Origin of the sequence: Prochlorococcus sp. MIT 1327 (genome assembly GCF_047304785.1) — a bacterium.
GTDB lineage: Bacteria > Cyanobacteriota > Cyanobacteriia > PCC-6307 > Cyanobiaceae > Prochlorococcus > Prochlorococcus marinus_D.
The window spans coordinates 309,073-331,782 of record NZ_CP138972.1; the positions used below are offsets into that span (position 1 = coordinate 309,073).

General features: G+C 53.8%; 28 protein-coding genes and 1 pseudogene. 12 read left to right on the top strand and 17 right to left on the bottom strand.

The annotated features are described in order from the left end of the window. Positions 1-9: 9 nt before the first annotated feature. Positions 10-1,104 (bottom strand): hypothetical protein, encoded by a 1,095-nt coding sequence (locus tag SIB80_RS01445; RefSeq protein WP_063420714.1) that lies wholly within the window; start codon positions 1,102-1,104, stop codon positions 10-12. 53 nt (positions 1,105-1,157) lie between these two features. Next, positions 1,158-2,138 (bottom strand): metal ABC transporter substrate-binding protein, encoded by a 981-nt coding sequence (locus SIB80_RS01450; RefSeq protein WP_063420713.1) that lies wholly within the window; start codon positions 2,136-2,138, stop codon positions 1,158-1,160. Between the two features lie 122 nt (positions 2,139-2,260). Here SIB80_RS01450 and SIB80_RS01455 point away from each other — a divergent pair, with 122 nt between their 5' ends. Beyond that, positions 2,261-2,938 carry a metal ABC transporter ATP-binding protein gene (locus tag SIB80_RS01455; RefSeq protein WP_063420869.1) on the top strand — a complete coding sequence of 226 codons (678 nt, stop codon included), beginning with the start codon at positions 2,261-2,263 and terminating at the stop codon, positions 2,936-2,938. Further along, positions 2,931-3,707, top strand: a complete 777-nt coding sequence (locus SIB80_RS01460; protein ID WP_063420712.1) for a metal ABC transporter permease — start codon at positions 2,931-2,933, stop codon at positions 3,705-3,707. The genes SIB80_RS01455 and SIB80_RS01460 overlap by 8 nt, the downstream gene beginning before the upstream one ends. Before the next feature lie 7 nt (positions 3,708-3,714). Here the strand turns inward: SIB80_RS01460 and SIB80_RS01465 are convergent, their stop codons facing one another. From SIB80_RS01465 to SIB80_RS01485, 5 genes are all read right to left on the bottom strand, one after another. After that, positions 3,715-3,855: a hypothetical protein gene (locus tag SIB80_RS01465; protein WP_236066187.1), complete on the bottom strand. Its 141-nt coding sequence runs from the start codon at positions 3,853-3,855 to the stop codon at positions 3,715-3,717. Then, on the bottom strand, positions 3,855-4,094 hold the full coding sequence (locus SIB80_RS01470; protein ID WP_063420711.1) for a hypothetical protein: 240 nt from the start codon (positions 4,092-4,094) through the stop codon (positions 3,855-3,857). Before SIB80_RS01470 ends, SIB80_RS01465 begins: the two co-directional genes overlap by 1 nt. A gap of 81 nt (positions 4,095-4,175) precedes the next feature. After that, positions 4,176-4,844 carry a pyridoxamine 5'-phosphate oxidase gene (pdxH, locus tag SIB80_RS01475; protein ID WP_063420710.1) on the bottom strand — a complete coding sequence of 223 codons (669 nt, stop codon included), beginning with the start codon at positions 4,842-4,844 and terminating at the stop codon, positions 4,176-4,178. A gap of 232 nt (positions 4,845-5,076) precedes the next feature. Further along, positions 5,077-5,349: a pentapeptide repeat-containing protein gene (locus SIB80_RS01480; RefSeq protein ID WP_236066186.1), complete on the bottom strand. Its 273-nt coding sequence runs from the start codon at positions 5,347-5,349 to the stop codon at positions 5,077-5,079. Between the two features lie 328 nt (positions 5,350-5,677). Then, a complete protein-coding gene (locus tag SIB80_RS01485; RefSeq protein ID WP_011131561.1) occupies positions 5,678-5,983 on the bottom strand; it encodes an ArsR/SmtB family transcription factor in 306 nt (101 codons plus the stop codon). Positions 5,984-6,309: 326 nt separating this feature from the next. On the opposite strand from SIB80_RS01485, the gene acsF reads away from it, so the two are divergent. Further along, entirely contained in the window at positions 6,310-7,359 is a 1,050-nt protein-coding gene (gene acsF, locus SIB80_RS01490; protein ID WP_063420709.1) for a magnesium-protoporphyrin IX monomethyl ester (oxidative) cyclase, read from the top strand. 107 nt (positions 7,360-7,466) lie between these two features. Here acsF and SIB80_RS01495 read toward each other — a convergent pair whose 3' ends face one another. The 4 genes from SIB80_RS01495 to SIB80_RS01510 all read right to left on the bottom strand — a co-directional run bounded on the left by SIB80_RS01495 (position 7,467) and on the right by SIB80_RS01510 (position 9,433). Next, on the bottom strand, positions 7,467-7,832 hold the full coding sequence (locus SIB80_RS01495; protein ID WP_011131559.1) for a 2Fe-2S iron-sulfur cluster-binding protein: 366 nt from the start codon (positions 7,830-7,832) through the stop codon (positions 7,467-7,469). A gap of 135 nt (positions 7,833-7,967) precedes the next feature. After that, positions 7,968-8,297 carry a hypothetical protein gene (locus SIB80_RS01500; protein WP_063407577.1) on the bottom strand — a complete coding sequence of 110 codons (330 nt, stop codon included), beginning with the start codon at positions 8,295-8,297 and terminating at the stop codon, positions 7,968-7,970. 261 nt (positions 8,298-8,558) lie between these two features. Then, on the bottom strand, positions 8,559-8,720 hold the full coding sequence (locus tag SIB80_RS01505) for a hypothetical protein (protein ID WP_413352086.1): 162 nt from the start codon (positions 8,718-8,720) through the stop codon (positions 8,559-8,561). 455 nt (positions 8,721-9,175) lie between these two features. After that, positions 9,176-9,433, bottom strand: a complete 258-nt coding sequence (locus SIB80_RS01510; protein ID WP_063398958.1) for a hypothetical protein — start codon at positions 9,431-9,433, stop codon at positions 9,176-9,178. A gap of 58 nt (positions 9,434-9,491) precedes the next feature. On the opposite strand from SIB80_RS01510, the gene SIB80_RS01515 reads away from it, so the two are divergent. The 5 genes from SIB80_RS01515 to SIB80_RS01535 are packed head-to-tail and all read left to right on the top strand — an operon-like array spanning position 9,492 to position 15,375. Continuing rightward, positions 9,492-9,941: a hypothetical protein gene (locus tag SIB80_RS01515; RefSeq protein ID WP_011131556.1), complete on the top strand. Its 450-nt coding sequence runs from the start codon at positions 9,492-9,494 to the stop codon at positions 9,939-9,941. 60 nt (positions 9,942-10,001) lie between these two features. Then, positions 10,002-12,809, top strand: coding sequence for a valine--tRNA ligase (locus SIB80_RS01520; protein WP_370521004.1), 2,808 nt, complete (start codon positions 10,002-10,004; stop codon positions 12,807-12,809). 4 nt (positions 12,810-12,813) lie between these two features. After that, positions 12,814-13,791 (top strand): ATP-binding cassette domain-containing protein, encoded by a 978-nt coding sequence (locus SIB80_RS01525; RefSeq protein ID WP_063420868.1) that lies wholly within the window; start codon positions 12,814-12,816, stop codon positions 13,789-13,791. Beyond that, on the top strand, positions 13,788-14,585 hold the full coding sequence (locus SIB80_RS01530; RefSeq protein ID WP_063420706.1) for an ABC transporter permease: 798 nt from the start codon (positions 13,788-13,790) through the stop codon (positions 14,583-14,585). Before SIB80_RS01525 ends, SIB80_RS01530 begins: the two co-directional genes overlap by 4 nt. Before the next feature lies 1 nt (position 14,586). After that, positions 14,587-15,375, top strand: coding sequence for an ABC transporter permease (locus SIB80_RS01535; protein ID WP_063420705.1), 789 nt, complete (start codon positions 14,587-14,589; stop codon positions 15,373-15,375). A gap of 37 nt (positions 15,376-15,412) precedes the next feature. On the opposite strand, the pseudogene SIB80_RS01540 reads toward SIB80_RS01535, so the two are convergent. Next, positions 15,413-15,514: pseudogene (locus tag SIB80_RS01540) on the bottom strand (BBE domain-containing protein); the annotation flags it as partial. A 24-nt stretch (positions 15,515-15,538) separates the two neighbouring features. Then, entirely contained in the window at positions 15,539-15,850 is a 312-nt protein-coding gene (locus SIB80_RS01545; RefSeq protein WP_169190002.1) for a hypothetical protein, read from the bottom strand. On the opposite strand from SIB80_RS01545, the gene SIB80_RS01550 reads away from it, so the two are divergent. Continuing rightward, complete coding sequence (locus tag SIB80_RS01550) at positions 15,838-16,521, top strand: FecR family protein (protein ID WP_063420866.1); 684 nt, start codon at positions 15,838-15,840, stop codon at positions 16,519-16,521. The two genes, SIB80_RS01545 and SIB80_RS01550, sit on opposite strands and share 13 nt — an antisense overlap. Further along, entirely contained in the window at positions 16,518-18,341 is a 1,824-nt protein-coding gene (locus SIB80_RS01555) for an adenylate/guanylate cyclase domain-containing protein (protein WP_063420703.1), read from the top strand. Before SIB80_RS01550 ends, SIB80_RS01555 begins: the two co-directional genes overlap by 4 nt. 60 nt (positions 18,342-18,401) lie before the next feature. Here the strand turns inward: SIB80_RS01555 and SIB80_RS01560 are convergent, their stop codons facing one another. Then, on the bottom strand, positions 18,402-18,614 hold the full coding sequence (locus SIB80_RS01560; RefSeq protein WP_063420702.1) for a hypothetical protein: 213 nt from the start codon (positions 18,612-18,614) through the stop codon (positions 18,402-18,404). A 64-nt stretch (positions 18,615-18,678) separates the two neighbouring features. Between SIB80_RS01560 and SIB80_RS01565 the strand changes: the two genes are divergently transcribed. Continuing rightward, a complete protein-coding gene (locus SIB80_RS01565) occupies positions 18,679-19,296 on the top strand; it encodes a TVP38/TMEM64 family protein (RefSeq protein WP_169190001.1) in 618 nt (205 codons plus the stop codon). Here the strand turns inward: SIB80_RS01565 and SIB80_RS01570 are convergent. The 3 genes from SIB80_RS01570 to SIB80_RS01580 are packed head-to-tail and all read right to left on the bottom strand — an operon-like array spanning position 19,272 to position 22,025. Beyond that, on the bottom strand, positions 19,272-19,451 hold the full coding sequence (locus tag SIB80_RS01570; protein ID WP_063420700.1) for a hypothetical protein: 180 nt from the start codon (positions 19,449-19,451) through the stop codon (positions 19,272-19,274). The genes SIB80_RS01565 and SIB80_RS01570 overlap by 25 nt on opposite strands. Positions 19,452-19,490: 39 nt before the next feature. Further along, on the bottom strand, positions 19,491-21,581 hold the full coding sequence (ligA, locus tag SIB80_RS01575; RefSeq protein ID WP_063420699.1) for an NAD-dependent DNA ligase LigA: 2,091 nt from the start codon (positions 21,579-21,581) through the stop codon (positions 19,491-19,493). Between the two features lie 24 nt (positions 21,582-21,605). Continuing rightward, positions 21,606-22,025, bottom strand: coding sequence for a hypothetical protein (locus tag SIB80_RS01580; protein WP_063396619.1), 420 nt, complete (start codon positions 22,023-22,025; stop codon positions 21,606-21,608). A gap of 121 nt (positions 22,026-22,146) precedes the next feature. Here SIB80_RS01580 and SIB80_RS01585 point away from each other — a divergent pair, with 121 nt between their 5' ends. Further along, complete coding sequence (locus tag SIB80_RS01585) at positions 22,147-22,695, top strand: SprT family zinc-dependent metalloprotease (protein WP_011131546.1); 549 nt, start codon at positions 22,147-22,149, stop codon at positions 22,693-22,695. The last annotated feature ends 15 nt before the right edge of the window (positions 22,696-22,710 follow it).

Genomic DNA, 22,710 nt, shown 5'->3' on the forward strand with positions numbered 1-22,710 from the left:
GCTGTTTGCTTAGAAGCTGAATGTGACGCCGGTGCCGACGTGGTGCTGCCAGCCTTCACCCCAGCCTGAGCCTCCTTCTGAACTGTAGGTGGGCTGCCAGTGGGCGAACAGAACAGTGTTGTTGCCAACTGGGTATGCAACTTCCAGTTCGCCTGCGAAATCGGTGCGCTGTTCGAGTGCGGAGTAGCTGCCTGGTACGTAGAAGCGTGGTCCAGCGTTGAGGCTGATGTTCAACAGGTCGACATTGAAACCGACTCCAAGACGGGGATCGGTGTAGTTGCCCATCCATGTGCCATCCGATTCCCATCCCTGCCGATGCTCGAGAGAGAGATAAACGCCATCGATCAGGTCTTCGAGGCGATCGCCGAGAGCAAAATTGACATCTCCATCGCCCAGTGCCCAAAGCACTTTCGCTCCTAGTTCATTCTTCAGACCCTTAATGTCTTCGCCTTGATTCTTGGTGACGTAGTAGGGATTCCAGGAGACCGAGAGGCTCAGCCGATCGTTAGGGGCATAGCGCGCCTGAAGGAAACCGCGGACATCGGAGCGTTTGTAGTCGGTGTCATGGGACCCATGGCCAGCATGGTCGTCATGGCCAGCATGGTCATCGTCGTCGTCATGGCCAGCATGGTCATCGTCATGCTCATCGCCATGCTCGTCCTCATGCTCGGCATGGTCGTCATGGTCATCGCCATGCTCGGCATGCTCATCGTCGCTATGGCTATCCGTCTCTTCGTCATGCTCATCGACATGAACCTTGCCGTAAAAGTGTTCCGCTTCACCCCACACCAGGGCTGGACCAATGGCGGCTTCAATCGCGAAGCTACCGTTATTGCCAAGACCCCACTCCATCACTAAGCCAAACAAACCATCGATGGCGTAGTGCTCAGGGCTGCCCTCTAGGTTGCTTTCGAACCCTCCATGACCTTCGATGGTGATAACGGGTGATGTACGAAATTCACCTGCCTCTAGAGCTTCTGCGCCACCGCCGCCATGGTTGCCACCTGCAACACTGGGGCGGCAGAGGGTGGCATCAAGCGTTGCTGGAGCAAGTAGGAGCGCTAGAAGTAAAAACTTGGGCCGATTGAAGAGACGATGAGACATTGGTTTGTGTAGGAATGAATTGAAAGGGATTCAACAAAGGTGAAATTGATTGTTCAACGAATCGCGGACCAACGCGCCATCAGTTCATCGGCAGCGGCCTGATCACACTGGCCTCCTTGGCCTTGGACCACAGTGCAAATGTTTAGCGTTGCCGTGCCAACTGTGGAGCGATCGGGAGCGAGGCCATCGGCGAACAGAGGGGTGCCATTCACAGGCAGACCAGTGCTGCGGCTGATGCGGCGCAGGGTCTTGCTGACAGGTAGAGATTCAGGGAAAAGGGTTTGGGCGCCGGAGCCTTGCACTTCAGCTGTGATCGTTCGAAGGCTAGAGGGGCGCAAAACGCCTCCGGTGGTAAAGGAATCGAGCATGGTGATTTGTCGTAGCCCATATCGATTCGTGAGGTAGCTATAAGCTTTGTGTTCACTCACGAGAACGCGCTGATTCTCAGGAATCGTGGCGAACTGCTTGCCTCCCCAATCACCAACGCGATTGAGCACGTTAATCGCTTCTGCGGCCCGAGCAGTCAATGCAGACTGTTGAGTAGAAGGCAGGACAGGAGCGAGACGCTCAGCAATAACGGTCACCATCGCGGCTGAATTGGCGGGATCGTGCCAGACATGGGGGTCTGACTCGTCGTGGTCATGACCACCATGCTCCGCATGGCCGTTGTCGTGGTTTGCGTGGTCCGTAGTGGGTATTGCTTTCTCCGCTACGGCAACCACCTTGGTTGAGCCGCTGATTTTGTTTGCACTTGGGGTGAGGTTGTAGCCGTTGTGCAACACCAAACTCGCACTGCTCAGAGCCTGTCGGTCGCTGGGTTTGAGCCTGTAGTTGTGGGGATCGCTACCCGGTTGAATCAGGCAAACCACCTTGGCATCTGAGGCCACAAGCGTGCGAGTGAGATCACAGAGCACACCATCAATGGCGACCACGGTTGGCTGACTTGCCTGTGCAGAAACTGGAGTAGCAGAGATTGTGGCTAGAACAAGTAGAGCGTTTATGGCTGAAGGTGTGATAGGGCGAGCTGAAGCCAAGATGTTCTAAAATGAGAATGATTCCCATTTTTATGACCAGTCGGGGTTCTGTGCGTTCTCTTGTTTCAGTTCCAAGACAGGACCAAGGTCTTCATCAGTTCGGTGTTGGCATTGCCTCAGCGATGCCGAGCCTCAGCGTGCGAGGGGTCTCCTATGACTACGACAACTGCCCTGCCATTAAGAGCGTTGATCTTGACCTTCACCCTGGGACGCTCACAGCCCTCGTCGGTCCTAATGGTGCTGGTAAGTCCACCCTGCTTCATTTGATTCAGGGTTGCCTTAGAGCGAATCAGGGCACGATTGAAAGCAACGGCAGTATTGCTTTGATGCCACAACGGGCGTCGATCGACTGGTCGTTTCCGATCACGGTGAAGCAGATGGTGGAGTTGGGAAGACTGCGTACGCGCAATCCAGGGCAGCAGCTTTCTGCCCAGCGGCTACTCAATCAGGTTGGGCTGAATGGTCTCGGTGCTCGACGGCTCGACCGGCTGTCAGGAGGCCAGCAGCAGCGGGTGCTGCTGGCACGGGCACTGATGCAGCAGACCAGCATCTTGCTGCTCGATGAACCTTGCAGCGCCATCGACCCGCCGACGCGTGAACACCTACTCACAGTGATGCGCCAGCAAGCAGAATCGGGACAAACCCTACTCGTGAGTAGCCATGATTGGGGCAGTGCCCTCGACAGTTATGACCGAGTGGTGGTGCTCGACGGTACGGTGCTTGCCTGTGGCACACCCGATGAAGTTCGCCAAAACCTCACCGACATGACTTGCATGATGGGCAGTCACTGCTGTGGATGACTTGGGCGTTTGGTGGCTAACGCCATTGATCCTGGCTCTGATGGTTGGGGTGATCTGCCCGACGACTGGTGCTCTGCTGATTACTCAGCGACGCATCCTTTTAGCAAATCTGATGGCCCATTCGGTCTTGCCAGGGCTGGTGCTTGCGCTGGCATTCGAGCTAGATCCCCTAATCGGGGGTTTGCTGAGCGGTCTGCTTGGTGCGTTGCTGGCAGAACAGCTCAACCATCGCTTCAAAGGCCGGGAGGAGGGCGCAATGAACACCGTGCTGGCGGGTTTCACTGCCCTGGGGGTGCTGCTGGTGCCCCTGCTGCAAGCGCGAATCGATCTGGAAGCTCTTCTTTTTGGAGACATGCTTGCTGGCAACGGTAGCGATGTGATCCGGACGCTGATCGCTGCCGCTGCCCTGCTGCTGCTGTTGCTCAGTCGTTATCAGGATCTTGTGTTTCTCGGTGTGGATCAGGAGGGAGCGATCGCCGCGCGACGACCGGTCATGCAGATCCGTTTCATCACGATTCTGATCACTGCTCTGGTGGTGATCAGCGCAATCACTGCCGTTGGTGTTGTGCTTGTGATTGCCCTGCTTTGCGCTCCTGTGCTGGTGAATCTTGATCGCAGCGAGAGTCTGCGCGTCTTGATGCTGCGCTCTGCTGGCACTGGTGTGCTGCTGAGCAGTGGCGGATTAATGCTGGCGATTTTGCTGGATCTGCCGCCGGGGCCTTTGATTGGGGTTCTTTGTCTGGTGTTGTTGCTTTTTTGGCGCCGTTGACCAAGGTTCAGATTGACATCGCTACTGACGGCAAAAGTTGCTGTGAGCTGCCCTCTCCTAGGCAATCGAGCAGAGAAAGTTCATGAGAGTCTTCTGTGCCAAAAAGTTCAACGCCTGGGCCGCCTATGTTGCTGTCATCGAAGCTCATCAAAAGAAGGCGTTGATCGGCAGAGCTGGAATGCCCAGTCTGGCGATGCTGCCTTTTTCTAAGACTTTTTCACCACTGATTAAGACGGGCTTGCGCTCTGGATCATTGGCTGCTTGGCGAATGGATTCCCGTAACTTGCAGGCATAACGGCTGCCTCCCACGACGCCGCGGCGTGGGCGACCGATTAGGTAGGGAGCCATCCGCATCATGCATTGATGGCTGGGGGTGGTGGACTCCATACCGATCAGACACGACGGACATCCAACTCATCCAAGCTGACAGCAAGCCATTGCGGCTCAAGTTCATCTTGATCAATTAATTCATGGGGCTAAGCGCTCGATGCGCCAGGTTTGCGCATGGTTGCTGTCTTGTTGGGGTCGGTAGCGAAATCGATCGTTTAGCCGGTTCTCGCGTCCCTGCCAGAATTCGAATTCAATCGGAGCCACCCGAAAGCCACCCCAGAACTCAGGGAGGGGTACTTCACCATTGGCGAAGCGACGATTCATTTCTTGCCATTTCATTTCCAGGATCTGGCGCGAGCTGATCACTTGGCTTTGCTGCGATACCCAGACCCCAAGGCGACTCCCGAAGGGCCTTGAGCTGAAATAGGCCTGAGATTCAGCTCTGCTGATGCGCTCAGCAGGGCCCATGATTGCGACTTGCCGCTCAAGGTCATACCAGGGAAATAGCAGGCTCACATTCGGATGCGCAGAAATGTCTTGGGCTTTTCGGCTGCCGTAATTGGTGAAGAACACAAATCCGCGCTTGTCAAAGGCTTTGAGCAGCACTGTGCGGCTGCTGGGGCGTTTGCCATCAAAGGTGCTGAGCACCATGGCTGTGGACTCTTGCAGATCAGCTGCGATGGCTTGCTGAAGCCAGCGACGGAATTGCTCCACTGGATCGGCATCTAGGTCGACACTGCGCAGGCTTGCTCTTTGGTAATTCCGCCTAATCGCTGCAATGTCTTGATCAGGGGAGGGTGCACCCATGGGAGCGATGGGGTTAAGAGGGGACTTAGCTAATGCCGCTTGGGCCCGCCGCTTGATGTTCTATCTGTTTAGCAGGGTGTATTACTGCTGAGGCTTAATCCTTTCGGTAGCGGTTTGGAAAGATCTGCATTGGCAGGCCTAATGAAGATCCGCATCAGCGCCTTGCAATGAGCTCATCAATGGATGGGTGTTGCGTTTTGAGGTTTAACTCCCTTGGGTAGCAGGGCTCCTTCTAGCTTGCTGTCCCCAGATCGCATCCATGTAGGTCCGCTTCGCGTAGATCGGCCTCGCAGAAGGATGTGCCGTAGAGGCAGCAGCGAAGCAGGTTGACTCTGTGCAGATTGGTTCTCTGCAGAAGGGCATAACTAAGGTCTGCGTTGTTGAAATCTTCTTTGCTTAGGTCAGTGAGTTGATCGAGGTCTGAACGGAAATCTGCCTCGACTAGCCGGGCTGTATGCCATGCGCTGCTGGCAGCAATCACGCCTCTTAGGCAGCAGCGATGCATGACAGCCTCGCTGAAGTTTGCTGGCTGGATGTGGGTTCCTGAGAAATCGGCTGCGTGCCAAAACGATTGCTGATCTTGAAGATTGGAAAGATCTGCCCCCCTTAGCAAGGCTTCTTGAAAACAGCATCCCTGGACGTTGCATTGCTTAGCTGGGCATGACCAAAGCGGGCTTCCTTGAAACAGCTGTCGGTGAGTTCGCAGCTTGAGAGATCGAGATCAAGACCATCGACTTGAATGAGCTGAAGCCCGGGAAAACAACGCTTGCCATCAGCAAGGGCTTGTTCTAATCGGTCATGCTTTCGTGGGTCCAGAGAAGGAAGCTCCTCGATCAGATGATGGAGGAGAGCTCGTCGAGCTGTTGGCGGCGGGCGGTCATGATCAATTTTTGCGCCTGGCTAATCAGTTTGAACACAGCCTTGTCCATCACCTCGTAGTACACGAGGGATCCTTCTGGGCGGCGATGCACCACGCCAGCGATGGTAAGCAGCTTCAGGTGTTTCGATACCAGGGCTTGGCTTAGGTCAGTTTTTTCAACAACGGCCGTTACATTGAGAGGTCCGCTCCTGAGTGCCTCAAGAACTGCCAGGCGGTTGGGCTCTGAGAACACTTTGAAGTACTCGGCGAGGAGCTCCATATCAATAACTTGTATAAAACAGAATCAACTTAGCGTGACCCGCTGAGACTTGATAAGGTATATTAACGCTATAGCGTTATATTAGCTTTAGCGTCCTTTTTGGATTGTTGCCTGGGCCGAAGCCCCTGCAGGCTTGTAGTTACAGGATTGCTGATCAGCCTTGAGGTCTCTAGATCTTGCGGGTTCTTGGGCGCGATTGGCTGTATCGAGGCTGCTTGTGTTCCTGTTTTGTGATTTGGATACTCGGTGTATTTTGCGATTGCCTAAGGAAAAGGGCGATTTTTAAAGCAAAGGCCTTATGATCACTTGCCAGTTAGAGCAAGGTGATGACAGCCACTACTGCTACTGCCCCTGCTATGAGAGGAGGAGGGAGGAATGAGCTTCCGCCGCACCTTGATGACAACCTGCTGACTCCGCGTTTTTACACCACAGAATTCGATAAGGCGGCCAAAACTGATCTTGATATCGCCCGCAAAGATTTTGAGGCGATGTTTAAAGAGATGGAAGCAGACTACAACCTTAAACATTTTGATCGCAAGGCTTCTCTAGAGCGCCTGGCTGATCTCTCTCCTGAGGACAAGGCTATTTATGAGAGCTATTTGGTTCGCTCTGTTGTCTCTGAGTTTTCTGGATTCTTACTCTTTAAGGAGATCTCAAATAGATTCAAGAAAGCAGGTCGTCAGGAATTAGGGCAGTTTTTTACATTTTTAGCAAGGGATGAAGCTCGTCATGCAGGTTTTCTTGGCAGGGCATTAAAGGCAGAAGGGATCAATGTTGATTTGCCAAATTTAGGCAACAAAAGAGCGCCTACATTTTTTCCGCTCAGCTGGGTGCTCTACTCTTTATATCTTTCGGAGAAGATTGGCTATTGGCGTTATATCTTGATTAACCGTCATCTAAATGACAACCCTGAGAAGGTATGTGCCCCTTTATTTGACTTTTTTGAGCCATGGTGTCAGGACGAAAATCGTCATGGTGATTGCATCAATCTGATGATGCGTTGCTGGCCAGGAATGACCAAAGGCTTCCGAGGCAAGCTTCTCAGCCGCTTTTTCCTTTGGAGTGTTTTTCTTACACACACACTCACTGTTTGCGAGCGGGGTGATTTCTACGGGCTTTTGGGTATCGACCCTGTCCTTTTTGATGAGGAGGTGATCGTGCAAACCAATAACACTTCTCGCAATGCATTCCCTTGGGTTTACAACTTCGATGATGGCAAATTCCTGGAGATGCGTATGCAGATCTTGAAGGCATTCCGTAATTGGAGGGAAAGCTCTGGCTTGGCTAAGCCAGTAGCTCTTAGTAAGTTTGTTTCATTGATTCTTCGGCAATTTGCATTGCCAATGGAGAAAACAAATGCAGTTCGCTATGGATAAATTCTTCTGCTGATCTTGTGCTGAAGAAGACTTGATGAAATCTTGAGAGTTTTCTTCAACGTACAGCACAAGTTATATTTCCTGTAGGCTTTGTTGCTTGAGTTTGTTTATAGATCAAAAGGGCTGCCTGCTTTAGATTTAATGCTGCCCAAATCTTTGCCGAACTGCATTTCGTAGACCTCATCCTCATCCTGAGTCTCAACTTCTAGATCTCCAGTTGCTCTTGCCACGCAAAGCAGCCCATATCCTTTGTCGCGCATTTCTTTTGAAAGGCCAATACCAGCCGTTTGATCCATCTCGCCAGATAAAATTCTTACGGCGCATGTTGTGCAACAGCCATTTCTGCATGAAAAAGGCAGCTGCTCTCCACGTGACTCGAAAGAGCGCAGAATATATTCCCCATCTGGCACATCAAAAGTAATTGTGCGGCCTGCTTGGCGGTGGTGGATTGTGATCTTGTGAAGGGATGTCATATGAGTAGCAAGAATGTGAAAGTGTTTTTTCAATGTAGTAAGGATAGGTATTTTTTTATTGCTTCGCTAGCAGATGTGTTTGTAGTGTTGGCTTGGTGTTGATTGATCACCCGTATCAACTGCCAGTGCAATTATTTATTGAATACTAAGATCCCTATTTGTTGGTGCCGGTGGTAATGAACTTGCATGTTCATGTAATTGATCAACATCTAGTTGAATGCTGCAACTCTCACCACCAAAGCGCATTTTCAGCCAATTGATTGCTGTGAGTTCGTTGGCAACCACTGCTTCCACCCCTGTTCCAGGCAGATTGAATTTCTGAACCAGTTCAGGAGAAAGATACCAAAAAGCTACATCGTCGCCATTGCGCTTCCGACGTTCGCGAATTGTTTCTCGTAATTGCCCATTGCCGGTCAGTTGGCCGGTAGGGGCCAATAGTACGTAGAGAGCTTGGGTCTCTGACATGGTGAAAAGTGCTTAGAGAAATCCTTTAAATCAATCTTATACGCCAAGTTGTTTTGTCTTTGCAGGATGGAGCTCAGCCTTTAGTGGCAATGCTAGGGCGGTGCTTTGATTGTTTTATAGGTTTTCGCCTTTGCCTTCTCCAGTTTGGTTGTGTGCTCTACGTGGCTGATTGTTCAAGACGATTGCATTGATATTGCGCTTGAACGGAATCTGAAGCCATCAATCACACTGTTTTCAGCTTGTTAGTCGATCCCGCTAGCTCTACTTGCTAAGAGCAGCACCGCCAGGCAATGTGTTCACGCTGCCTACTTTTTCGCTCAAAATATTGAGGATTGATGCGGTTTGTTGTTGGGCCATTGTTCCTTTTTGCAAGAGTTGTCTTAGTTCTTGCCTAAACGTGGGTGATTGTGGCGGGTTTGCCAATCTTGGAAATCGCTCTGAGTTTTGTAGATGAGCTGTGATCACTGAGCGAACACCTCCCAACGATCCTTGCGATTGCTTGCGACCAGGCCGTTGTATCAGTCTTGATTGGGCCTGCTTCGTTGCTGGACACTATTCCTAGAGCTCAAGTTTTGAGATCTGGTTTTTGAAAAGCTTCTCCTGAGATGTCCCTTTTGCTCTCAAGCGAGTGCGTCCAGTGTGTTCAGTCAGCCGATGCTGCCATACCTGCATGGTCCTGATCGAATGTGCTGACCTTGCCAGCTTCGTTGCCTTAACTTTACCCATCTCATCATCTGCTCTATGGAGGTGCCAGCAAGTGCCATGTTTGCTTGGGGGATCTGGCATCCAGCGGAACCATGCCTCATCGATCAGTGAAGAAGATCTAACGAATGCTTCCTAGGCAGCTCATGAGCAGCTCAGGGGATCAGCGATCAAGTTCAGTCTTCTGGGAAAAGCAGGTTGGCGAGTTCTTCTGCATCAACGTCATAGACGCGCGCCAGGCTGGTTTCAATGGCGCTGGTCACGTCTCCTGGAAGAAAGCGCATCGCATTGAGCGCATCTTCAGAGATCTCATCAGTGAGCAGCTGATCCTCAGATTCGAGCTTTTCATCATTGATCACGGCCAATACCCACGTGATGTAGGCATCCACCAAATTCGAAAATTCGAGTTCGGGATCGTTCAGATCCAGGGTCATGGGCCCTGCCGGATTAGACACCTCATCAGTCTGCCTGCTGGAGGAGAGGATGTCTGCCATGGACGATTCCCAAGCAATTCTGTTTCAGGGCAAATTGGTTGATTTTGCTTTGGCTGAGCTGGTGCGGCAGCACCGGGATAGCTTTCAGCCCCTCTGGACGGTGGATAGTTGGGCCAAGTTGCTGATCTGGATGGCGCTCAACTGTGGGTTGTCGGGAGAGCGCGAGAGCCTTGAGTTATTTGCCGAGGCTCTGGGCCCAAGGTTGACGGGTCGCTTGCGCGGGTTGTTTTACGAACGAACCTTGGAGGATCTCGAATTGCAGCTGATGGCTGATCCAGCTGAGCCCCAAGTGCTGGTGATGCCTATAGCACCTGGGGCCGTAGTGACACCCCAGCAGGCTTCCAGGGCATTGGATCAGGTGGGGTTGCTGGAAAGGGTTGATTCCGACCGCAGTCGCTGGCAAAGGCTTGATGCGCTAGTCGCTATTCCTTGGAAAGTTTCTCAGTGATGCGGGTGATGGTTTCGAGCCGTCATGGATGCGCCGCGGCCTTTTGCGAGCATGGTTCGAATGCCGTCCACTTCCATCGTGACTGAGCTGAGCGCCGCAGACCCAGCCTTTGTTCAGGCGGCTGATGCCCTTGCTAAGACCTATGACCCAGCTGGTACGGAGAGTCGCTGGCAGTGCGCATGGGAGGAGAGTGGTGCTTTTCACCCTGACCCACAGGCTGCAGGCGAGCCTTTTTCGGTGGTGATCCCCCCCCCAAACGTGACCGGCAGTTTGCATATGGGGCATGCTTTCAATACGGCTCTGATCGACACAATCGTGCGTTTTCAGCGCTTGCAAGGAAAAAATGTGCTCTGTCTGCCTGGGACCGATCACGCATCGATTGCTGTGCAGACCATTCTTGAAAAGCAGCTCAAGGCTGAAGCGATCAGTCGTTATGACTTAGGCCGGGAGGCCTTTCTTGAACGTGCCTGGGCCTGGAAGGAGGAAAGCGGTGGGCGGATTGTTGATCAGCTTCGCCGCTTGGGTTACTCGGTTGACTGGCAGCGTCAGCGCTTCACTTTGGATGAAGGTCTCAGTGCGGCTGTTCGTGAAGCTTTTGTTCGCTTACATGAGCAGGGCTTGATCTATCGAGGTGAGTACCTCGTGAATTGGTGCCCGGCTTCCGGATCGGCAGTGAGCGATTTGGAGGTTGAGATGAAGGAAGTCGATGGTCATATGTGGCACTTGCGCTATCCCCTAACGGGTGGCCCAGCCGCTGATGGCACTACTCATCTTGAAGTGGCCACAACTCGCCCTGAAACCATGCTTGGCGATGTGGCTGTTGCGGTGAATCCGGCCGACAAGCGTTATCGCCATTTGGTGGGTCAAACCCTCAGATTGCCCCTGCTGGGAAGAGAGATTCCAGTGATTGCTGATGATCATGTGGATCAGGATTTTGGGACTGGTTGCGTCAAGGTGACACCCGCCCATGACCCCAACGATTTTGCGATTGGACGGCGGCACGATTTGCCTCAGATCACGGTGATGAACAAAAACGGAAGCATGAATGGTCATGCCGGTCGTTTTGAGGGGCTGGATCGCTTTGAGGCCCGCAAGGCAGTGGTGGCGGCCTTGCAGCAGGAGGGCCTATTGGTGAAAGTGGAGCCCCATCGCCATAGCGTTCCTTATTCCGACCGGGGCAAGGTGCCGGTGGAGCCTTTGCTTTCCACTCAGTGGTTCGTGCGTATGGAACCTCTAGCGGCCCGTTGCCATGAGTGTTTGGATCATGGAGCACCTCGCTTCGTACCCAATCGTTGGCAAAAGGTCTATCGCGATTGGCTCACTGAGATTCGTGATTGGTGCATCAGCCGGCAGCTGTGGTGGGGCCATCGCATTCCTGCCTGGTTTGTTGTCAGTGAGACTCACAATCAGTTGACCGATGCCACTCCTTATCTGGTGGCTCGCTCGGAGGAGGAGGCATGGCAGCAGGCTCGTGATCAGTTTGGAGAGGCTGTGGTCATCCAGCAGGATGAAGATGTTCTTGATACCTGGTTTTCCAGTGGTCTTTGGCCCTTCTCCACCATGGGCTGGCCTGATCAAGAGAGTGCAGACCTTGAATGTTGGTATCCCACCAGCACTTTGGTCACAGGGTTCGACATCATCTTTTTCTGGGTGGCGAGGATGACGATGATGGCTGGTGCCTTTACCGGTCGCATGCCGTTCGCAGACGTCTATATCCATGGCTTGGTGCGGGATGAGCAGAATCGCAAGATGAGCAAAAGTGCCGGCAATGGTATTGATCCGTTGTTGCTAATCGAGCGTTATGGCACCGATGCTTTGCGCTTTGCTCTGGTGCGTGAAGTTGCGGGAGCAGGTCAAGACATCCGCTTGGATTACGACCGTAAGAGCGACACCTCCGCGACAGTGGAGGCGGCCCGGAACTTCGCTAATAAGCTCTGGAATGCCACTCGTTTTGCCCTGATGAATCTGGGTGGAGAGACGCCGGCGTCGCTTGGTGAGCCTGATCCCGCGAGCTTGCAACTCGCGGATCGTTGGATTCTTTCTCGCCTAGCTCGCATGAATCGCGATGTTGCTGAGCGCTACGACAGTTATCGCCTTGGTGAGGCGGCTAAATGCCTTTATGAGTTCGCTTGGAACGATATTTGCGACTGGTATTTAGAGCTGAGTAAACGACGGCTACATCCGGGTGAAGATGCCAGTGGTGAAGTTCTGGCGGATCAGTGCACAGCTCGTCAGGTGTTGGCCAAGGTGCTTGCGGATCTATTGGTGATGCTTCATCCATTAATGCCTCATTTGAGCGAGGAACTTTGGCATGGGTTAACTGGTGCGCCCAAAGATACTTTTCTGGCTTTGCAAAGCTGGCCAGCAAGCAATAAATCATTTCTTGATGACGCTCTTGAGCTGTCGTTTACTGAGCTGATTGAGGCCATCCGGGTGGTGCGTAATTTGCGTGCAGTTGCTGGTCTGAAGCCAGCTCAGACGGTGCCGGTTCAATTCATTACAGGCCGCCCTGAGCTGGCGGCTTTGTTAGAGCAGGCGACTGCGGATATCACAGCTCTCACGCGTGCTGAGAGCGTGGTGGTGGCGACCAGTGCTGATCCGACGCAGCGCTGCTTAGCCGGTGTTAGTGGGGAGTTGCAAGTGCTGTTGCCCATCGATGGATTGGTGGATCTGGATGCTCTTAGGGGTCGCTTGGAGAAGGATTTAGCTAAGGCAGAGAAAGAGATTGCTGGTCTGGCGGGTCGCTTGGCCAATCCGAATTTCGCAATCAAAGCTCCGCCGAACGTCGTTGAGGAATGCCAATCCAACCTTGCTGAGGCCGAGGCTCAGGCTGAGCTTGCGCGTCAGCGGTTGTCCGATTTGGGCTGATGTGGTGATTGAGGTAGAGCAGCTCAGTAAGACCTATCAAGTCGCGGATAAGAGTCCTGGTTTTGTTGGCACGCTCAACCATTTTTTTCGCCGCAAGACTCATGATGTTCAAGCGGTTCGTCATGTGAGCTTCAGCATCCAGCCAGGGGAAATGGTGGGCTTCCTTGGTGCCAACGGTGCGGGAAAAACCACCACCTTGAAAATGCTTTGCGGCTTAATTCATCCCAGCGCAGGAAGGGTCCATGTCGCTGGTTATGTGCCTCAGCGACGTCAGGCTGCTTTTCTCAAGCAGATCACTTTGGTGATGGGTCAGAAGCAGCAGCTGATCTGGGACTTGCCGCCACTCGATTCGCTCTCGGTCAATGCTGCGGTCTATGGCATTGGAGAGAAGGAGGCCCGATACCGGATTAATGAGTTGGCGGAGATGTTGGAGATCGCAGAAGAGCTCACCCGCCCGGTGCGTAAGTTGTCCCTTGGACAGCGCATGAAGGCTGAGTTATTAGCGGCCCTATTGCATCGTCCCTCGGTGCTTTTTCTTGATGAACCGACCCTTGGCTTGGATGTGAATGCTCAGGCGAGGGTGCGTAGTTTCCTGGCCGAGTACAACCGTCAAACGGGCGCAACGGTGTTGCTGACAAGTCACTACATGGCCGACATCACTGCTTTGTGTTCGAGGGTGTTATTGATTCATCAAGGAGAGCTCATTCACGATGGTGGCCTTGATGCATTAGCCACGAGCCTGTCTCCCTTCCGTCAGGTTCGTCTTGAGCTCAATCGGTCAGCTTCCCCGGAAGACTTCGTCGGTTATGGCGAGTTGGAAGCACTGGATGATCGAGCCGTGCGTCTTCTGGTTTCACGCAGTGAGCTCACTGAGGTTGTGGCACGTCTGCTGGCCAATTTTGATGTTTTGGATCTTGAAGTTAATGATCCACCGATCGATGAATTGATTGGCAGCCTGTTCCGTAAGGGGAGGGTTGTATGAAGATTGCTGGCCTCTCTTGGCCGGTGGTGAGGGCCTTGTTGGCTTCTCAGCACGCCAACATGGTTCAGTATCGCGCTGAGATTGCTCTTTGGGCTCTCTCGGGTGTGCTGCCTTTCATCATGTTGAGCCTTTGGAGTCAAAGTGACGCTGGAGCGTCATTTGGCTTCAAGGGGGTGGGCTTGGCCCGTTATTACCTCAGCGTCTTCATGGTGCGTCAGTTTTCAGTGGTTTGGGTGGTTTTTGCCTTTGAGGAGGATGCCTTGCTCGGGCGTTTATCTCCCTTTTTGCTCCAGCCTCTGCATCCACTTTGGCGTTATGTGGCTGCTCATGTGGCTGAACGAGTCACTCGTTTTCCTTTTTCTATTGGCATTGCAGCCATTTTTTTCTTGCTTTATCCAACGTCTTTTTGGTTACCGTCGCTTGGCCAGTTCTTGTTGGCTTGTCTGGCCATCTTGCTGGCTTTTAGTATCAATTTTTTGCTACAGAGTTTGATTGCCGCACTCTGTTTTTGGAGTGAGAAGGCTAGTGCTTTAGAGCGCTTGCTATTGATTCCATATCTCTATTGCTCTGGTTGGTTGGTCCCTATTGCTGCCTTCCCAGATGCGGCGCGAACGGTTTGTTTCTGGACACCGTTTCCCTATCTGATTGATTTTCCGGCACGGGTTCTGGCGGGTTTGCCTGTTGATTTTGTTGCTGGCTTTGCGGCTCAGTTGTTTTGGTTGATGCTGTTGCTGCCGTTGGTGGTAATTGCTTGGCGCGCTGGGGTGCGTCGCTATACAGCGATGGGTGCTTGAGATGGGGCGCTACTTGCTCAGCTTGAAGCGTTTTTGGGGCACGGCATTGGCTGGGCAGTTGGAGTATCAGGCCAACATGCTGATCGATTTGCTGGCCATGGTCGGCAGTTTGGCTGGCAGCATCTTTGTGCTGTCTGTGTTCTTTGGGCAGGGGCGAGATCTGGGTGGTTGGAGTTGGGAGGCTGCCCTTGTGGTTCAGGGCATTTACACCTTTTTGGATGGTGTTTCCAGCACCTGGCTACGACCAAACCTCGGTGCGATTGTCACCCACGTGCGTGAGGGCACTTTGGATTTTGTGCTGTTGAAGCCGATCGACAGTCAGTTTTGGGTCTCGCTACGCATCATGGCGCCGGCGGGCCTTCCGGAAATGGGGTTGGGGTTGGTTTTGATCGTCTGGGCTGCATCCCGGGCAGGCGCATCTTTCAGCCTTGGCACAGTATTGGTCGCTGTTTTGATGCTTTGTGTAGGCGGTGTGATTCTCTATGCCCTGTGGTTTGTGATTGCTGCCACGAGTATCTGGTTCGTGAAGACCTGGAATGCCACTGAAGTGCTACGGGCCGTGCTGGCTTCCGGTCGGTTCCCAGTGAGTGCCTATCCGCCGACTCTGCGCTTGGTGTTCATTTTGGTGTTACCGGTTGCTTTTTTGACCACGGTTCCAGCAGAGGTCATCCTTGGTCGTGCGGCCATGCCGATGTTGGCTTTGGGAATGTTTTTGGCTGTGATTTTTTTTGTTGGAAGCCGGGCTTTTTGGCTGTTTGCTTTGCGCTATTACACATCAGCTTCGAGTTGATGTGTTTTGCCGGTGGGCATTGGTTTGAGGCTTGGATTTATTGATCGCTGCCGACCCCATGGTGTACTCGGAAAAGGTTGGTGGGGTTGTAACCCAGTTTGATGCTCAGCAGCTGTTCGTCGTTCGGGCCCAAGAACTCCTGTTGCCAGTTTGGTTAGTGAAATTACCTTCGTTTGACTAGGAGCTGGCGCCAGGTGTGGCGGCGCGAATTAGGGTCATGGCAGTATTCACATGCTGTTGTTGCTTGTGGCTTCCGCTGGGATTTGGTTTGTGGCCAGGCAATCCACCATTTATCTGACGGTTGCGGTCGATGTCGAGCTTGCATCGGGGGTCGCGCTACCTGTCGAGGTGCCAGTCGTTCCCCCCCAGCGATCTGTTCTGCGATCAGGAAACGCAGAAAACCGGTGCAATGGTCTGCCTCCAATTTCCGCACCAGAATGAGTGAGACCACAGCTTGCACCGATGAGATCCGCATTCCAACTCGCGATCGTTGCCATCACCTCCGGTGTGTTGATGGCAGCGTCTGGCTCGGCCCAATCCAGACCGATCGCCAGCATTGAGGAAGTGGTCTCACAACCTGCCTTTCAACGCCCACCTGGGCAAAAAGAAATTGTGGCCCGTAAAGGCCAGTCACTGGAGAACAAGACACTGCTACGTACGGCCACACCCGGCCGGATGCAGATCCGCATGAGCCAGGGCAACCGCAACTTCCGCATGGGCGGCAACGCATCCCTTCAGATCAACGGCAACACGATCAACCACCGCAGCGGTCAGGTGATTGCCTGGATCGCTCCGGGCGGATCAGGGTTAAGGCCACTTCAAATTCGCACCCGGATCGCCACCGCCGCGATCCGTGGTACGACCCTCTTCATTGATGACCAAGATGACAAGATCATCTTTCTTAGTTGGGAAGGGGAGGTAAGCGTCAATGCCGACTCCGGCGAAGCCTTCTCCCTGAGTGGTGGGCAGGTGCTTACCTATGATGACAGCACTGCCACATGGAGCGGACCCCTCCCGTTGACTCGCAAGCAGGCGATGATCCGGCGTAGGAAGAGCCAGTTGCTCAATGGCTTCCAGGCTCCCATGGAGACCATGCCTGAAGTGGAGGCTGTTTTGAGCCAGGCTCCGATCAAGTCAGATCCATGAGGCGGATGCCACACCCTCGCTTCTGGTGGTGGGGGCTGGCATTGGTCCTGCCCATCCTGATCGGGATGCCTGCATTGCGGCAGTACCGACCAATCGCAATGCTGGAGCAGCTCGACCTTGAGATCCAAAGTCTCGCCATGCTGCTGCATGGTCGCAAGGAGCCCTCCAACGACCCAGTGATCGTCGCCATCGATGAGACATCACTCGCTGTCGATGCGTTGCTTACCCCGGAAGAGAAGAGCAGTTCCCCCCTATTACAGGCAATGGGACCCTGGCCATGGCCTCGATCACTCCAGGCCGAACTCGCGGCCTATGTGCTTGAGCGTGGTGCTCGAGGAGTGATCTTCAACATCGTGTTTGCCAATCCCAGTGCTTACGGCCCAAAGGATGACCAGCAGTTTTTGGATCGACTCGCTCCCTGGAGGGATCGCATCACGCTTGCCGCTGATTTCGAACGCAACAGCAACGACGGCATTGAGAAACGCAATCTTGTGCTCCCTCCCTGGCCCTGGCCGCGGATTGGTCTGGCCACACTGCTGCTCAGCGATCGAGGACAGGTACGAGCCATTCCCGGCAGCAATTGGAACGAACGTGAACTGCGAAGCTTTCCCGGCCCGCATCCAACAGCGCTGGCCTTCGTGGCGAACGGTCGCCCTCCAACCCGAGAACCCCTTGGCCTTCCTTTCGGCGGTCCAGCAGGTGATTGGCCGACAGTGCCGGCCTGGCAACTTGAGACACAGCCGGATGCTGTCTGGAAGGACCGACTCGTCCTGATCGGCACCACGGCTGCCGCGATGGGTCATCATCGTGAAACCCCCTTTGGCCCGGTCAGCGGGGTGGAGGTGCAAGCCGTAGCGATAGCCGCCGTGGCGGACAGCACAGGACTGTTGCCACTGCAAGCTTTCTGGGAGATTCCGCTGCTGATCGGATGGCTCACGGTGGCCGGACTGCTGCTGCTGCGTGCGCGATCGAGCAGAGCAGTGGTGCTCACGACTCTGCTGCTGATCGGGCTGAGTCTGCTGCTGACAGGAGCGATCTGGCTGGGTTTCCAACGTTGGTTACCCCAGGCCGCAGTGCTTGCAGGGCTGGTGCTGGGCGGAGGCACCAAAGCAACACAGACTTGGCTGCAAGAAAGCAGAGAAAGAAATGAGTTGCGGCGTGTGCTGGAGCGGCGCGTATCGCCGAGGCTGCTGCAGAGGATTCTCAAGGAACCGGACCGATTCGGGACCCAACTCGGCGGTCAACACTGCCGCTGTGTGGTTCTGTTCACCGATCTTGTGGGATTCACACGCCTCAGCTCCCAGCTCAAACCAGAGACACTCTTCAACCTGCTCAATGCCTATTTCGATGGTCTTGCCGGCGCTGTATTAGCCGAGAACGGATTACTCGATAAGTTCATCGGGGATTCATTGATGGCGGAATTCGGCATCCCGGAATCCCGCGGCGATCGCGAGGAAGCTCTGGCGGCAATCCGCGCAGCTCTTGCGATGCAGAAGAGCCTGGCAAGACTGAATGATCAGCTCACAGCGGAACAACGGTCAACATTGAGCCAGGGTATCGGTATGCACTTCGGGGATCTGATCGCCGGAAACCTTGGTTCGAGCGATCGACTGGAGTTCACCGTGATCGGCGCGACGGTGAATGTCGCCAGCCGTCTAGAGGGATTGACCAGGCGGTTCAAGGATTACCCGATCCTGATCAGCGGCGAGCTATTCGCCCTCGTTGATGATGCAGTCGAGGTTGTGGATCTTGGCCCTCAAGCCGTGAAAGGCTTGCCGGAACCGATCAAGGTGTTTGGCCTTGTCAGGCTCATTGGCTAAGGGTGATGAAGACAGGCCTCGACGAGGTATGTCAAGATCCCAGCAAGAGGGCCCTTAGGTTCAATGATTTTTTAATTGTAAGGGGCCTGGCGTTTTTGCTTGTGGTTTTGCCCAAGCAAGTGTGGGTCTGAATAGACGTGTGCCGAGGCATCGGCGTAGCTCGTTGATGGCTGCTGTTGTGTTAGTAGCTTTGGCTTGTCGCCATAGCGCTGGTAGGCCTATGGCGGAGAGAGTGGCCAACAAGGCTTGCTGCAGAAGTTTGTGCCTACGCATCGCCAAGTCTGCATGAATCTTGAGTATGAGATGTATTGGTGTTGCATGCAGATTGCTTGTGTTGATGGATCCGGGGACTTGGCTGGAATCTTGGCTGCCTTTCTTGCAGACACCTATTGGTGCAGTTCTGTTTGTGCCTCTCTATGCACTTTGGGTCACCTTGTTGCTGCCAGGCGTATGGGCCTCGATGCTTGCAGGTGCTCTCTTCGGGACTGGGTTAGGCAGTTTGTTGGTGTTTGTCGGTGCCTGCTTGGGTGCAGAGGCATCCTTTCTGCTTGGACGTTACTGGCTAAGGAATTGGGCTCGACGTCGCCTGGCAGTTGTGCCAAAACTGCAGGCTGTTGAGAAGGCGGTGAGTCGTGAGGGTCTCAAGTTGGTGCTCTTAACCCGCCTGTCTCCAGCGTTCCCTTTTAGTGTGCTCAACCTGGCATATGGCCTCAGTGAGGTGAGTCTGCGGGATTATTCGATCGGTTTGATCGGCATTCTTCCTGGCACTGTTTTGTTTTGTGGGTTTGGTGCACTAGCTGGAGATGTGGCGCGATTTGGGGATGTTCTCTCTGGCCAGGCAGACCCCGCCACCTGGACTCTCAGAATTGTTGGGGTATTGGCCACGGTTGTGGTGGTGTGGCTGGTAGGCCTTGCAGCCAAGCGAGCTCTTCAGGATTCCGAGCCATCCAGTTGATCTGGGTTGTCTAGCTGCCAGTCTTTGAGGGCGGCAAAGAACACGAACCAGATCAGCCGGAGGCGTGCAAGCACCCCAGTGCGTTGAGCCAGATCTGCATATTTGGCACGTCCGCAGGCTGTTTTGATCCAGGTGTTGATGTTGGCTTGGCTCATGCTCTTATGCAGTGATTCAAAGCCTAGGGATGGAGAACTTCAGCTGGCCAAAAGTTTGAGCAGCTCCTCCTGGTTAAGGACCGTGACTTCAAGTTTCTCGGCCTTGTTAAGCTTGCTGCCCGCTTCAACTCCAGCCACCACATAACTGGTGTTTTTGCTGACAGAGCTATTGACTTTGCCACCGGCGGCTTCGATCAGGGCTTGGGCTTCGCTGCGGCTCAGGGTTGGCAGAGTGCCTGTTAATACAAAGGTTTGGCCCTGCAAGCTGACCGTTCTTTGGTTTTGATCTGTGTCGTGAGCGAGCTCGTCTTCATTGGCTTCCAGGGAGATGCCTAGCTGTTTCAACTTGGCCAGAAGCTGTTGATTGGCGGGGGTGGCAAACCATTGTTGTAGTGACTGCGCAATTTCGTTGCCGACTCCGAACACTGACGTGATTTGTTCGGGTGCCTTGCAGGCGGCGTTGGCCAGTGTGGCGGCGCTGGGGAACTTTTTAGCTAGGGCTTTAGCGTTGACTTCGCCGACGTGGTGGATGCCTAGGCCGTAGAGCTGCTTATGCCAGGGCTTGCTTTTGGAGGCTTGCAGGGCGGTTATTAGGTTTGCTGTTGATTTACTGCCCATACGATCCATGCTTGCCAGAAGGCTTGCCTCGAGGGCATAGAGGTCAGCAATCGATTGCACTAGACCGCGGTTGACCAGCTGTTCGATCAGCTTGCTGCCGAGGCCATCTACATCCAGAGCTCCTTTGCTGACCCAGTGACGCAGTGTTCCGCGCAGGATCGCTGGGCAGCTGCTGTTGACACAGCGTGTTGCGGCTTCGTCTTCTTCCCGCACTAGGTCTGATCGGCATTCCGGACAGATATGAGGCAGCTTGAGTGTCTGTGCTCCTGCAGGTCGTAGTTCTCTCAACACACCTATCACTTCCGGGATGATTTCGCCGGACTTGCGCACCACGATGGTGTCGCCGCTATGGAGATCGAGCTCGCTGACCCGATTGGCGTTGTGCAGTGTGGCGCGGCTCACACTTGTACCTGCTAGTGGTATCGCTTCGAATTCAGCCACAGGTGTTACGGCGCCTGTGCGTCCTACCTGGCAGGTGAGTCTTAGCAATTTGCTTGGGGCTTCTTCAGCGGCGTATTTGAGTGCAATCGCCCAACGTGGGGCCTTTTGAGTAAAGCCTGCGGTTTCTTGTAGTTGTAAGTCGTTGAGCTTTACGACTACTCCATCGGTGGCGTATGGAAGTTGATGGCGATCCTCATCCCAGAGCTTGAAGAAGTTTTCTACCGCTGTTAAATCCGCAAGCAACGCGGTGTTTGGATTCACTTTGAAGCCAATGGCCTGGAGCCATTGCAATGCTGCCCATTGGTTCATGGGTCTGGCTGGATCATGAGCTTTCGCTTGCCAGTTGTTTGGTAGATGCAGGGTGTAGGCAAAGAAGTCCAGCTGACGTGAGGCCACCACCTTGGGATCTAGTTGACGCAACGTGCCGGCACAGGCATTGCGGGGGTTGGCAAAGGCTACGTCGCCCCGTTTTCCTCGGGCAGTGTTGATGTCTGCAAAGGTGCTATTCGGGATAAACGCTTCTCCTCGCACTTCCAGCCAGGCTGGAGGATGCACGAGTTGTAATCGCAGCGGAATGGAGGCAATGGTGCGAACGTTGGCTGTGATCTCCTCTCCATTAGCGCCATCACCGCGGGTGGCTGCGCGTATGAGTACGCCGTGTTCGTAGCTGAGGGCTAGCGCGTTGCCATCGATCTTCAGTTCGCCCACCATCGATAGATCAGGTTGAGGCGTTTTAGGGTTGGTTTGATGACCAAGCAGCTTGGCGAGTCGGACGTACCAGCCCGTTAGTTCGTCAACATTGAAAGCATTGTCGAGGCTGAGTAATGGGATGCGATGTTGAACACTTGCAAAGCCTTGAGCAGGGGCTCCACCAATCCTTTGGGTGGGGCTGTCTGGGGTGAGTAGCGATGAATCTTTAGCTTCTAGGTTCAGTAGCTCGCGATAGAGGCGGTCGTAGACGGCATCCTCCATCGTTGGTGTATCAAGTACGTAGTAAGAGTGGGCGGCCTGATTGAGTAGTTGGCGTAGTTCGGCTGCCCGCTCTGGGGGTGGTATCGACGTCGGGGTCACCGCAGCTGTCTTAAGAACGATCGGTCATGAATTGAGGGGCACAATGCGATCGACTCGCCATGAATCGTCAATCTTGCTGAATGTGAAATCCATTTTTAATTCATCTTTGCCATCAGATTTGAGTTTGATGGTGAGGATGACCTGGCCTTCTTGGAGCCTAGGTCGACCGGATTTGAGGTTGCGATATCGGTTGAGTTTCAGACTGGCCAGGAAGCGGATGAATTGTTGTCTGTTGACGTGCTGCCGATAGGTCTTGGTGGTGAGTAGGTAGGCAGCATCAATCCGACCTGCCGCGACCTGAGTGAAGAACTGCTTGACCAAGGGGTTGATGCCCCTTGCACTGAAGACCAGCCTGACGGCCGTGATGGTCCAGTAGAGCAGTAGGGCTCCAGCGCCAGCTAATAGGGCTTTGGTCCCAATGTCCCGTGCCAGGGCTAGATCCATCATCTTGATGCAATTGAAAAGAGAGTCTGACTGACCGACTTCAGAAATATGGCTCTTCAGCGATTGTGTGAAGTGGGCAGACTGTCAAAGCTTGATTTAAGGGCCTACCCCACGCGCATTAATGCCTCTGGTGCCTCTGCTGCCGCTGTTTCATCGCTTCAATAGGGAATATTTCAATGGCGCCCTAGCGATTGGATCTCAGCCTCTTCTGTCTGTGCGGTGGAGTGATGGTCGATTGCGCAAGACAGCAGGTTTTTATCGTCGTGGCTTAAGGGTTGACGGCCGCAACAGCTGCGAGATTGTTCTTTCTCGTCCGTTGCTGGAGCTTCTGCCTCAGACCGCTACTGAAAGCACTCTTTGCCACGAAATGATCCATGCCTGGATTGATCTTGTACTGCAGGTTAAGGAGAGTCATGGCCCCAACTTTCATGCCCGGATGGCTGCCATTAACGCTGCCCAGAACCAGTTTCAGGTGAGTGTGCGCCATCAGTTTCCCGTGCCTCAAACGCCGCCGCGGTGGTGGGCGGTTTGCCCTCGCTGTGGTCTTCGTTCTCCTTATCAGCGACGTGTTCATCGCGCTGCTTGTCGGCAATGTTGCGACCGTCACTATGGGGGTAGCTGGCATGCCAGCTGTGTGTTCGTCTATGAACCTGCGTTACCGGAGGCCTGAGTGGACATGTTTTTC